13 protein-coding genes are annotated in these 11,377 nt (G+C 47.8%); 9 read left to right on the forward strand and 4 right to left on the reverse strand.

Features of this window, described 5'->3' with window-relative positions; all coding sequences use genetic code 11:
* The 3 genes from napA to A3751_RS12185 form a co-directional block, all read left to right on the forward strand.
* A partial coding sequence (gene napA / locus A3751_RS12175) for a periplasmic nitrate reductase subunit alpha (protein WP_068456362.1) occupies nt 1-1,689 on the forward strand: 1,689 nt, incomplete at its 5' end.
* A 13-nt stretch (nt 1,690-1,702) separates the two neighbouring features.
* Nucleotides 1,703-2,230, forward strand: coding sequence for a nitrate reductase cytochrome c-type subunit (locus A3751_RS12180; protein ID WP_231871755.1), 528 nt, complete (start codon nt 1,703-1,705; stop codon nt 2,228-2,230).
* 17 nt (nt 2,231-2,247) lie between these two features.
* Nucleotides 2,248-2,835, forward strand: coding sequence for a cytochrome c3 family protein (locus A3751_RS12185; protein ID WP_068456365.1), 588 nt, complete (start codon nt 2,248-2,250; stop codon nt 2,833-2,835).
* A gap of 78 nt (nt 2,836-2,913) precedes the next feature.
* Here the strand turns inward: A3751_RS12185 and A3751_RS12190 are convergent, their stop codons facing one another.
* Entirely contained in the window at nt 2,914-3,192 is a 279-nt protein-coding gene (locus tag A3751_RS12190; protein ID WP_068456385.1) for a peptidylprolyl isomerase, read from the reverse strand.
* A 131-nt stretch (nt 3,193-3,323) separates the two neighbouring features.
* Between A3751_RS12190 and rfaD the strand changes: the two genes are divergently transcribed.
* Together rfaD and A3751_RS12200 are read left to right on the forward strand one after the other, a co-directional pair.
* Nucleotides 3,324-4,271: an ADP-glyceromanno-heptose 6-epimerase gene (rfaD, locus tag A3751_RS12195; RefSeq protein ID WP_068456368.1), complete on the forward strand. Its 948-nt coding sequence runs from the start codon at nt 3,324-3,326 to the stop codon at nt 4,269-4,271.
* A 6-nt stretch (nt 4,272-4,277) separates the two neighbouring features.
* Nucleotides 4,278-4,883: a trimeric intracellular cation channel family protein gene (locus A3751_RS12200; RefSeq protein WP_068456371.1), complete on the forward strand. Its 606-nt coding sequence runs from the start codon at nt 4,278-4,280 to the stop codon at nt 4,881-4,883.
* A gap of 15 nt (nt 4,884-4,898) precedes the next feature.
* Here A3751_RS12200 and A3751_RS12205 read toward each other — a convergent pair whose 3' ends face one another.
* Nucleotides 4,899-5,528, reverse strand: coding sequence for a LysE family translocator (locus A3751_RS12205; protein WP_369821242.1), 630 nt, complete (start codon nt 5,526-5,528; stop codon nt 4,899-4,901).
* An 81-nt stretch (nt 5,529-5,609) separates the two neighbouring features.
* Between A3751_RS12205 and A3751_RS12210 the strand changes: the two genes are divergently transcribed.
* Nucleotides 5,610-6,602 carry a hypothetical protein gene (locus A3751_RS12210; protein ID WP_068456374.1) on the forward strand — a complete coding sequence of 331 codons (993 nt, stop codon included), beginning with the start codon at nt 5,610-5,612 and terminating at the stop codon, nt 6,600-6,602.
* Between the two features lie 360 nt (nt 6,603-6,962).
* Here the strand turns inward: A3751_RS12210 and A3751_RS12215 are convergent, their stop codons facing one another.
* The gene (locus A3751_RS12215) at nt 6,963-7,529 is read right to left on the reverse strand and encodes a prepilin-type N-terminal cleavage/methylation domain-containing protein (RefSeq protein WP_068456376.1); all 567 of its coding nucleotides are present in this window, start codon (nt 7,527-7,529) and stop codon (nt 6,963-6,965) included.
* A gap of 251 nt (nt 7,530-7,780) precedes the next feature.
* Here A3751_RS12215 and A3751_RS12220 point away from each other — a divergent pair, with 251 nt between their 5' ends.
* The 3 genes from A3751_RS12220 to A3751_RS12225 all read left to right on the forward strand — a co-directional run bounded on the left by A3751_RS12220 (nt 7,781) and on the right by A3751_RS12225 (nt 10,796).
* A complete protein-coding gene (locus tag A3751_RS12220; RefSeq protein ID WP_068456379.1) occupies nt 7,781-9,328 on the forward strand; it encodes a PAS domain-containing sensor histidine kinase in 1,548 nt (515 codons plus the stop codon).
* Between the two features lie 62 nt (nt 9,329-9,390).
* On the forward strand, nt 9,391-9,885 hold the full coding sequence (locus A3751_RS23890; RefSeq protein ID WP_369821243.1) for a sigma-54-dependent transcriptional regulator: 495 nt from the start codon (nt 9,391-9,393) through the stop codon (nt 9,883-9,885).
* Complete coding sequence (locus tag A3751_RS12225) at nt 9,882-10,796, forward strand: sigma-54 interaction domain-containing protein (protein ID WP_369821244.1); 915 nt, start codon at nt 9,882-9,884, stop codon at nt 10,794-10,796. Before A3751_RS23890 ends, A3751_RS12225 begins: the two co-directional genes overlap by 4 nt.
* Before the next feature lie 157 nt (nt 10,797-10,953).
* Here A3751_RS12225 and A3751_RS12230 read toward each other — a convergent pair.
* On the reverse strand, nt 10,954-11,377 hold a 424-nt coding region (locus A3751_RS12230; RefSeq protein ID WP_197466306.1), incomplete at its 5' end, for an exodeoxyribonuclease III.

Here is an 11,377-nt window from a genome sequence, read left to right on the forward strand (position 1 = left end):
ATTGCCAACTACATTGCCAATTACATTATTCAGAATGACAAAGTAAACAAAGACTTCGTGAATAAGCACACCCGCTTTGTCAAAGGCGACACCGATATCGGATATGGTCTGCGACCGGAGCATCCTTTACAACAAGCGGCAAAGAACCCAAATAGCGGTAAGTCGACACCGATTGATTTCGAAGCATTTAAGGCCTTTGTTGCCGATTACGATCTTGATAAAGCGTCGTCAATGTCCGGCGTTCCGAAAGATACACTTGTGAAGATCGCTGAACTGTATGCCGACCCTGACACGAAAGTGACGTCTNTTTGGACAATGGGTGCGAATCAACATACGCGCGGTGTTTGGGTGAATCAGCTTATTTATAACATTCACCTTTTAACTGGGAAAATCGCCACGCCAGGGAATAGCCCGTTTTCGTTGACGGGGCAGCCCTCTGCTTGTGGAACGGCGCGAGAGGTAGGGACTTTCTCGCACCGTTTACCTGCAGACATGGTGGTGAACAACCCTAAGCATCGCGCAATTGCCGAAAAAATTTGGAAACTTCCTGAAGGAACGATCCCTGAAAAGCCTGGCGCGCACGCCGTTCAGCAGGTACGAGACCTGAAAGACAGTAAGATTAATGCGTACTGGATTCAGGTAAACAACAATATGCAAGCCGGGCCAAACATCAACGAAGAGATTTATCCGGCTTATCGTAATCCTGATAATTTTATCGTGGTTTCAGATGCGTATCCCACGGTAACAACACAGGCAGCCGATTTGATTTTGCCCACTGCCATGTGGGTCGAAAAAGAAGGTGTTTACGGCAATGCTGAGCGTCGAACGCAGCAGTGGATGCAGCTCGTCGACGCGCCTGGGGAGTCTAAATCTGATATGTGGCAAGTCGTTGAATTCTCAAAGCGTTTTAAGGTAGAGGATGTATGGCCCGCCGATCTGATCGCTAAAAAACCGGAATATAAAGGCAAAACATTGTTCGACGTTCTGTACGCGAACGGACAAGTTGATAAGTTTGGTCTGGATGAAGTGTCGGAAGAATATAACAACGACGAAGCCAAGCACTTTGGATTCTATATTCAGAAAGGACTGTTTGAAGAGTATGCGGGATTCGGCCGAGGCAAGGCGCATGATCTTGACGATTATGATGAGTACAAAACAAATCGCGGTAAACGCTGGCCGGTGGTAGACGGTAAAGAAACCCTCTGGCGTTTCAGAGAAGGTTCTGACCCATATGTAGGCAAAGGTAAAGGGTTCGAATTTTACGGTAAACCTGATGGTAAGGCGCTGATTTTTGCACTGCCTTATGAGCCGCCTGCCGAATCACCTGATGAAGAGTATCCCTTCTGGTTATCAACAGGACGAGTCCTAGAACATTGGCATTCTGGTTCGATGACGCAACGCGTTCCTGAACTTTATAAAGCGTATCCGGATGCCCAAGTATTTATCCACCCTGATGATGCAAAAGCATTGGGTTTACGTCGTGGTGACCAGGTTAAAGTGTCGAGTCGGCGTGGCTCTATGTTGTCGCGCGTTGAAGACAGAGGGAGAAACAAACCTCCTAAAGGTTTGGTCTATGTTCCGTGGTTTGACGCTCGCCAGCTCATTAACAAGTTAACGCTTGATGCGACTGACCCATTGTCTAAACAGACCGATTTCAAAAAATGCGCTGTGAAACTTGAGAAAGTATAAGGAGGGTAGTGATATGAGTGATTTTAAACAATATGTTCGTTCTATCATGCTCGCCTCTTTGGTTCTTGCGGTGGGTTGCGCAGAGGAAAAAGTGGAAACCAATGCGGTGTCGCAACCTGCAGAGGCCGTTGATTATGCGTCTGTGGACCAAGGGACGGAAAGTGGTGATGGTATTGCGACGCTTCGCAAGGGTTTGCCAATCGATGGTGAGTTTGAGCCTGCTCGAATGCCCGTGACCGTGGAGTCATCTGAACCTAGAAAACGCGAATACCCGATGCAGCCGCCAACTATTCCGCACAAGATCGGTGGTTACGAGATCAATCTCAATGTGAACAAGTGCATGTCTTGTCATGGTCGCAGTCGCATTGAAGAGTCTGGTGCGAAGATGGTAAGCGTGACGCATTATCAGGATCGAGATCATCAATCTTTAGCATCGATTTCGGCGACACGCTTTTTCTGCACGCAATGTCATGTTGTTCAAACCGACGCGAAGCCGCTTGTTGAAAACGACTTTGTTGATATGGATAAGTTGCTTAAATAGGCGCTAGGGGGAGCAAAATGATCTCAAAAATTAAGCGCTATATTAAAGTTGCGAGTCGTCCGGCGGTCCATTACTCGCTTGGCTTTTTGGTGTTTGGCGGATTCATTGCTGGCGTAATTTTTTGGGGCGGTTTTAATACTGCGCTAGAAGTAACAAACCAAGAAGAATTCTGTATTGGTTGCCATGAAATGGAAAACAACGTCTATGAGGAGCTGAAGGGTACGATTCATTACAACAACCGATCAGGGGTTCGTGCGACGTGTCCTGACTGTCACGTACCACATGAGTGGACGGATAAAATCGCGCGTAAGATGCAGGCCTCGAAAGAAGTATGGGGCAAGATTTTTGGCACAATTAATACACGAGAGAAATTTTTGGAAAAGCGTCTTGAACTCGCCCAGCATGAGTGGCATCGCTTGAAAAGCAACAATTCTCTAGAATGTCGAAACTGCCACAGTGCAGATTCTATGGATTTCACTCGTCAGAGCGATCGAGCCCAAAAGATGCACTCCAAGTATTTGGTTACCGGTGAGAAAACGTGCATCGACTGCCACAAAGGCATTGCCCATAAACTCCCTAGTATGGAGGGGGTCGAGGGCTGGTAGTGTTCAGATTCGGAATAAGTCGAAAGTGCGGATAAGTGCGTCGCTTGTGCGCACTATCCGGTCTGTCTTAGAAAAGACTCAGTCTCGATAGTACACTTGAATTAGATGGAAGCCGAATTGGCTTTTAACGGGCCCGTGTGTCTGTTTCAAGGCTTGAGTGAATATAACTTTTTCGACGGGTTTTACTAGCTGCCCTTTTTTAATCTCGCCCAAGTCTCCACCCCGCTTTTTAGAGGGGCAGGTCGAATGCTTTTTAGCCAAAGTCTCAAACGAAGCGCCTAGCTTTAATTGCTTTTTGAGCCGTTCGGCTTCTTCACGCGTTTTTACCAGTATATGTTTTGCCATCGCGATGGGCATGGTCTTACCTTCATTCAAAGTGGATTCCGCATGCATTGTACCTTTGCTATGCAACTAAAGTGTATTTGTTGGTCATCAGTACCTATAATTGCGCTCAATTGTCGTGCAACAGAAAAGATTAGGATCGCTTTATGATTATCGTTACTGGTGGTGCCGGTTTTATTGGTAGCAACATCGTTCATGCTTTAAATCAGCAGGGCTATAAAGACATCATCGTTGTGGATGACTTAACGGATGGAACGAAGTTCGTCAATCTTGTTGATCTTGAGATCGCGGACTACCTCGATAAAGACGATTTTCTCGGTATGCTCGACGCCGGAGCGCCGTTTGGAGAAATCGAAGCGGTCTTCCATGAAGGGGCGTGTAGTTCGACCACTGAGTGGGACGGCAAGTTCATGATGCAGAATAACTACCAATACTCTGTCGAGTTGTTGGAGTACTGCCTAGATAAGAAAATCCCCTTTCTCTATGCATCGTCCGCTGCTGTATACGGTGGCTCTGACGTTTTTAAGGAAGAGCGTGCGCATGAGAAGCCACTAAACGTTTATGGTTACTCGAAGTTTCAGTTTGATCAGTATGTACGTCGTCTCTTGCCGAAAGCTGAGTCACAAGTAGTCGGGTTTCGCTATTTCAATGTGTATGGTCCGCGAGAGCAGCACAAAGGTTCCATGTCGAGTGTGGCCTACCACTTGAATACACAAATCAAAGCGGGCGAGAACCCGAAGTTATTTGAGGGTTATGATGGCTATCCGAATGGCGGGCAAACGCGTGATTTTGTTTACGTTGGTGACGTGGCGAATGTGAATCTTTGGTGCTGGCAGAACAAGGCGACATCAGGCATTTATAATCTGGGCACTGGAGCTGCCGAGCCGTTTCAGGCTGTTGCAGATGCGGTGATTGAATTTCATGGTAAGGGCAAGGTCGAATACATTCCATTCCCTGATCATTTAAAGGGCCGCTATCAAAGCTTTACTCAAGCGGATATGAGTGCCTTGCGCGCCTCGGGCTATGATCAGCCTTTTAAAACGGTTGCTGAGGGTGTTTCCGAATATATGACTTGGCTCAATAAGGCTGATTAATCCCTAATGGAATGGTTGCTGTACTTCGATTTATTTGGGGTCTTTGTTTTCGCGTTGTCAGGTGGCTTTGATGGCGCAAAATATCACCTAGATTTACTTGGTATTCTCGTACTTGCACTTGCCACAAGCCTTGGTGGCGGGATCATGCGTGATGCGATTTTAGGTGTTCATCCACCGGCTGCCTTTACTAACGAAACGTATTTCTTTACGGCAATGGCCGCAGGGCTTGTTGCCTTTTTCTTTGCCAATCGGGTTGAGCGGCATATGGACTATGTTCGGGTTGCAGATGCAATCGGGCTTGGGGTGTTTGCTGCAATTGGCGCTGCAACAGCGGTATATCACCAACTAGGCTGGGTTGGTGTTGTCTTAATGAGCATACTCACGGCTACAGGCGGTGGTGTGATTCGTGATCTGCTTGTACGGGAAATTCCGATGATTTTGCGTGCAGATTTCTATGCGTCAGCGGCCATTATTGGCGGCGTGATGTACATGGTTTTACACTATGAGGGCGTTCCACAAACCTATTGCATCGCCTTGTCTGCTATTGCTGCCACAGTGAGTCGCTTTATCGCAATGCGCTTCAATGTGAGCTTGCCTCAAGCGCGTCGTTAACTGCCTAATTTAGGTTTAGCTCAGCATTAGCCAAATACCGACACCGGCGAGCAAGCTTCCTGAGCAACGATTTAAAGTGCGTTGATGATGGGCCTCACTCAGAAAACGTCCTAAGCTTTTTCCACCCGTTCCATAGATCAATAGACACAAGGCTTCAAGGCTTAAGATCATTGCCAGAAAGACCACTAGCTGATTAGTTAGGTTCTTATCAGGATCAAGAAACGGCGGAAGCAGCGCAACAAAAAACGCCCAGCCTTTTGGGTTGGCCACGGCGGTAATAAAGCCCTGAACGATGAGCTGTCGTCGAGTAAAGCTCGCCTGTAGGCTTGCGTCATCGGTTAGCGCCATCTTGCCTTTGGCTTGCCACATTTGTATTCCGAGGTAGATGAGGTACAAACCACCGCCAACTTTGAGAGCCAGAAACAGAGAAGGCGTTGTTAACAGTATTGCCGCGACTCCGATGGCGCTTAGCGTTGCCACGAGGCCAACACCGCTGAGCTCGCCAATCATCATCCAAGCCACGGAACGTAAACCAAAACGCATACCAAGCGTCATCGCCAAAGTCATACACATGCCGGGCGTGATGGATACCATGAAAAAGGTTGGAATGAATAAAGATAAAACGGTGACGCTTGGCAGCTCCAAAGCTATGCTACTCCATTGAATACATGAGGCTGGAATAAAAAGTACTCGTTACTCCAGCTCCTAAACTGTTTTGGAAAACGTATGAATGACGGGATAAAACGCGCGTTCTCTCAGCAGGCCCTGAAGGCGTTTGCAAAAGACGTTGGTCGATCGTACTGGATTCTTCTGAAGATTATGGTGCCCGCAGTGGTGATCGTCAAACTTCTTGACGAGCTCGGCGCGACCGAGTTTTTAGCCATGCTTCTCTCTCCATTGATGGGCGTGTTAGGGCTCCCAAGTGAATTTGGTCTGGTCTGGGCCGCAAGCATTCTGACGAATATCTATGGCGCAATGGTGGTGTTCTACCAGCTGTCAGATGGGGCAAGCTACTCGGTCGCTCAGATCAGTGTCATGTCGATGCTCGTCTTGGTTGCTCACGCACTTCCGATTGAAGGCGCCGTCGCCAAAGCCTTAGGTGTTCGTTGGCGAGTCACCATACTCTTGCGTATTGTCGGAAGCTATGTGTTCGCTTTGTTTGTGCATTTGGCAATGCAATTCAGCGATTTGGAGACTCAACCCAGCGTTGTTTTATGGTCGCCCACGCCTTCAGGTGACAGCCTCACTGCTTGGCTCTTATCACAACTCGAGATGTTGATCGGGATTCTGGTGATCCTTGCTTCTCTAATGGCGTTCCTTAGATTTTTGACCCTGATTGGTTTCGACAAAGTGTTAAACATTCTCTTGCTGCCTTTAACGCGCCTGTTGCGGGTCGATAAAGAGGCCAGTCAGGTGACCATCGTTGGGCTGATGCTTGGCTTGAGCTTTGGAGCCGGTTTGCTGATTGATGCTGCCGAAAAAGGCACCATTAGCTCGCGTGATATGAAGATCGTGGCCTGCTTCTTAGGGCTTTGCCACAGTCTGATAGAGGATACCTTGCTAGTGCTGTTGCTCGGCGCGCATTGGGTGCCCGTTTTGCTAGGACGCTTGCTGTTTTCCATTGTCGTGATGGCAATACTGGTGCGTTTGCTATGGTCTGATACGAGCACTGATACGAGCACTGATTCCGGCTCTGATGCAAAAAAAACGCAAGTTTGAGTAACACTTCTCAAGCCACTCGACATTCAGCCTTTGGAGGGCGTACATTCTTTGAGTTATTGGTGCTAAGAGGATGTGCTGAGTTGAAAATTGATCCTCATGGATCTTTGGTCTTGCCGAATCCTATTATGAGGAAGAATAGGCGATAAAAGTCTAAGAACTTTTGTTCAGTACATTACCTTGATCCAGCAATCTGTTTCATACGGAACGATGTGAATGAAGATAACTATGCCGATGACGCATTATCAAATGCTTGATGTATATTCGTAAAACATCTTCTACACCAAAATGTTACTTACTGAGCTTGTTTGCCTTGCTTGCGGTAGTCTGTTTAATCTAAACAGCTTAGTGCAGCGAGGTTTAGCAGTTGGGCAATTGGCTGCTCTGACCGCAGACATCGACTAAACCTGTTGACGAATTGTAGCGAATGACAATTTGTGACTGGGTTCTGCCGGCGGTATCGTCATTGCTTCTGAGCGCGTAACTACAAGACCGATTGCTGTCATGGCGAAAGGAGCGATAGTCCTGGTTGTTGTTGCCGTTGGCCACACTTGGCGCACCATCACTCAGTACGGCAACCCAAACTGCTGCGCACCCGTTATTACCACGACCGATGTTACTGTTGCCGTTGCCTTTATCCGTGCCGATGGGAAAACCCTGTTCGTTGACGTCAACCGTGCCATCATCATAGCCCGATAAGTTTTGGACACGCCGCCCAGTTAGCCCTTGTGAAAAATGCACAGACTGAACAATTTTGACGCCGGCTTGAAAGCTTCCGGCAATGCCTTTTGCTTGAGCGATATACGCCTCGTTAGATAGGTCTGAAAACTTTGGTAAGGCGAAGGCAGCCAATACCCCTAAGAGCACAATGACCACAACCAATTCGATAAGTGTAAATCCCTGTTGTTTGAAGGCTGAGTTTGTCATATTGCGCCGGAGCATTAATCCTAATTTTCTCGAAAGTTACTCTTAAACTATAGTGCGACTTTTGTTATTCGCCATCGATCACCGGAGGCATTTTCAGGCGGTATAGTTTGAGCGACGGACGAGTTTGCTTGATATCGACACAATATTTTCAAGACCTTCTTTTAAGAATTAATTCGAGTAAGGGCGTTATAACTTAAAATCATTGATTATACTGAAAGTTAACCCTTTACCCTTCTGGCGAATATTGATTCATGCCTATCTCGCTATTTAACTATTTCAACCTCTACCGTGTGGTGATCGGCGCCTTACTAATTGGAATGACATTTTCCAACAAGTTCGCGGTCAGTGACTTTCGTGACTTAACGGTATTCCAAAGTCTAGCCGCGAGTTATTTTGTTGTTTCGCTTCTTTCGTTACTCGCCTATCGCTTTCGGTTTGAGGCAAAAAGTAATCAGGTATTTTTTTCGTGCCTGATCGATATAGGTTTTTTGCATGCGCTGTTCTATGCCGGTGAGGGGATTACGGGCGGTTTAAGTAACTTGGTTATCATTTCTGTCGCTGCGTCAAACATCATGCTGCGCGGTGCACCTGCCTACGCCCTTGCAGCGGTCGCCTCGTTGCTATCTCTATCGCTTGAGTTTGATCGTATGATCGAAGGCGTCAGTGTAACGGGGGATGTTGCACGTGCGGGTGTGGCGGGTGCAATCTACTTTGCAGCGGCGTTTATTCTGCAAAACCTCGCTCGACGGATATCCCAAAGTGAGCGGCTCGCGGAAGAGCAGCAGCAAAACATTGCTGAGTTGCAGGCGCTAAACCATCAAATCATTCAGAGTATGCGCACAGGGATTATCGTCTGCGATGCTCAGCTCGACGTACTGGTCTTCAATCAGGCCTGCGCCGATCTGATTGGCATGCGTGAGGGTAAAGCAGTTCCGAAAGCGCTCGAACAGCGAATCAGGGCCTGGCGAGACTTACCCTCCATTCGAAGCAAGCCATTTCAAGTGACAGCGGATTTGCCCATGGTTCAGGCTAACTTCTCCAGAATGGAAGATGCAGACAAAGAACATACGCTGATTTTTTTGGAAGATACGCGCCTTGTCACTCAACGCGCGCAACAACTCAAGCTTGCATCGCTGGGTCGACTAACCGCCAGTATTGCGCATGAAGTGCGTAACCCACTTGGGGCCATCAGTCATGCCACGCAACTACTCGTTGAATCTGAGAATTTGGTGCCCGCTGATCGGAAGATGACCGATATTATTCAGCGCCATTGTGCACGAGTAAATGGCATCATCGAGAATACATTAACACTAAGCCGGAGAGGCAAACCTGATGTGCGCGAGATTGAGTTGAAGCCATGGCTAGCCAAAATCATTGCTCAGCTCAAAGAGCAAGATGCGTCATATCAGAGAGTATTCTTCATTACAGAGGATGACGATGCTCGTGCTCGTTTTGACTCGTCGCAACTAGAGCAGGTGCTGACGAATCTTATAGGCAATGCGCTCTATCATGGCGCGAAGGTCGATCCAGAGTCGGAGATTGAAATACGATTATCGACTAAACGGGATACAGGGCAGTCCATGATCGAGGTGCTTGATCGGGGTGAGGGTGTCTCGAAGGATGATCAGAAACATTTATTTGAACCTTTCTTTACCACAGAGAGTTCGGGTACTGGGTTAGGCTTATATATTTCGCGAGAGCTTTGTGAGGCAAATCAGGCTAATCTGAATTACTTGCCACGAGAAGGCGGTGGCTCGTGCTTCAGAGTGACCTTTGCGCACCATAATCGTATCGTCTAACGTAGAGTTGGAACAGTTACAGATAGTGCTTAACAAATAGGAAAGAGGGCAGATTGAAAGATATGGCAATACAACGCATTTTGATCATTGATGATGAGCCGGATATTCGCGAATTGCTTCAGATCACCCTCATGCGAATGGGGCTGGATACCCGCAGTGCCGAGTGTTTGAGTGATGCCGAAGAGCTCTTACAAACGGAAGACTTCTCTCTTTGCTTAACAGATATGAATTTGCCTGACGGCAATGGAATTGATTTTGTTCGCATGATGCAAACGCAGTTCAGCGATACGCCTGTGGCAATGATCACCGCCTATGGCAGCATTGAAACAGCCATTGAAGCGTTGAAGGCAGGAGCCTTTGATTTTATCTCTAAGCCCGTTGACCTTGCTCAGCTTCGAAACCTGGTGAGTAGCGCGCTGCGTCTTCAGGAAAGTAGTCAGGTCGCGATTCCAAATGAGACAGAGGATCAGGTCATTCTTTTTGGCGAAAGCCCTGCGCTGAAGAAGCTAAGTACACAGGTTAAAAGCTCAGCCGGAGTCAGGCTCCAATCTACATAAGCGGGGAATCGGGCAGCGGTAAGGAGCTTGTCGCTCGTGCTATTCACGGTAACGGCGCGCGCGCATCCGGACCGTTTATTCCCGTTAACTGTGGCGCGATTCCCTCAGAGCTCATGGAGAGTGAATTCTTTGGTCATCGTAAAGGTAGTTTTAGCGGTGCGCATCAGGATAAAGACGGTCTGTTCAAAGCCGCGGATGGCGGTACCTTGTTTTTAGATGAAGTGGCTGACCTGCCTATAGATATGCAAGTTAAGTTATTGCGGGCCATTCAGGAGAAGGCGGTGAGGGCCGTGGGTGCGGAAAGTGAGGAGCGTGTTGATGTACGTATTCTCAGTGCAACGCACAAAGATCTGCAAGCCTTGGTTGATGCGGGTGAGTTTCGTCAGGATTTGTTTTACCGAATTAACGTGATCAACCTGCAAGTCCCAAGTCTAAGAGAAAGGCAAACCGACATACCGATTCTCGCAGAGCGTTTTTTAAATCAGGTCGCGCAAGAGTGTGATGTCGATGGCGCACGCATAGATTCGGCCGCAATGCAGGCTTTAACTTCATACAGTTTTCCCGGCAATGTGCGTGAACTTGAGAATATTATCGAACGGGCATTTACGCTTTGCGAAGATGAGGTGATTCGTGAGGCCGATTTGCAACTCGAGGACGCGCCAAAGATCGCACCCACAAAGACGCATCGAATTGAGGAAGCCAACAGCACTGACCCTATACCTGAAAGCGGAGCGCCTGCATTGGTTCGTCCAGAAGGCATGCCCTTGGAGGCCTTTCTCGAAGACATAGAGCGTCGAGAAATTGAGAGTGCGTTGCAGCAAACAAAATGGAACAGAACGGCAGCCGCTAAAATGCTAGGTATGAGTTTTCGCTCGATGCGGTATCGCTTGAAGAAGCTTGGGTTAGATTAGTGATTCTGATCGTCATAAGACAAAGAGTTTGAGAAAAAGGCACGATAGTCGCCTTTTTTCACGGTTCGGCCACTTAGGTCATCATGCACCTTCAACCTTCAACCTTCGCCATCCTTCGGCTTGACCAACGAATGACGAAGCGACGCCTTGTACGCTTCTAAATTTCTAACAAAACTGGGCAGTGGTCAGAGCCCATGATTTGATCAAAAATATCTACGCTTTTGATATTGCCCTGTAAGACTTCAGAAACGAGAAAGTAATCAATCCTCCACCCAATATTGCGTTGACGTGCGCCAGCCCTGTAGCTCCACCATGTGTATTTCTCGCCCAACTCTGGGTTTAGCGCCCTGAAACTATCAACAAAGCCCGCCGCATGATAATTATCCATGCCATCAATTTCTTCCTGCATATAGCCTGCGCTCTTGTTGTAATTAGGCTTAGGGCGAGCAAGATCTAGATCTTTGTGCGCAACGTTCAAGTCACCGCAAACAACGACTGGCTTGGTTTTCTCGAGCGTTTTGAGATATTCAAGAAAGGCGGAATCCCAGGTTTGCCGATAAGCGAGGCGCTTTAGTTCGCTG

This window comes from Oleiphilus sp. HI0080 (assembly GCF_001635135.1).

Excerpts from the sequence above, each read along its gene's own strand:
- A3751_RS12180 (WP_231871755.1), top strand. The coding sequence starts at position 1,703 with ATGAGTGATTTTAAACAATATGTTCGTTCTATCATGCTCGCCTCTTTG.
- A3751_RS12185 (WP_068456365.1), top strand. The coding sequence starts at position 2,248 with ATGATCTCAAAAATTAAGCGCTATATTAAAGTTGCGAGTCGTCCGGCG.
- A3751_RS12190 (WP_068456385.1), bottom strand. The coding sequence starts at position 3,192 with ATGCCCATCGCGATGGCAAAACATATACTGGTAAAAACGCGTGAAGAA.
- rfaD (WP_068456368.1), top strand. The coding sequence starts at position 3,324 with ATGATTATCGTTACTGGTGGTGCCGGTTTTATTGGTAGCAACATCGTT.
- A3751_RS12200 (WP_068456371.1), top strand. The coding sequence starts at position 4,278 with ATGGAATGGTTGCTGTACTTCGATTTATTTGGGGTCTTTGTTTTCGCG.
- A3751_RS12210 (WP_068456374.1), top strand. The coding sequence starts at position 5,610 with ATGAATGACGGGATAAAACGCGCGTTCTCTCAGCAGGCCCTGAAGGCG.
- A3751_RS12215 (WP_068456376.1), bottom strand. The coding sequence starts at position 7,529 with ATGACAAACTCAGCCTTCAAACAACAGGGATTTACACTTATCGAATTG.
- A3751_RS12220 (WP_068456379.1), top strand. The coding sequence starts at position 7,781 with ATGCCTATCTCGCTATTTAACTATTTCAACCTCTACCGTGTGGTGATC.
- A3751_RS23890 (WP_369821243.1), top strand. The coding sequence starts at position 9,391 with ATGGCAATACAACGCATTTTGATCATTGATGATGAGCCGGATATTCGC.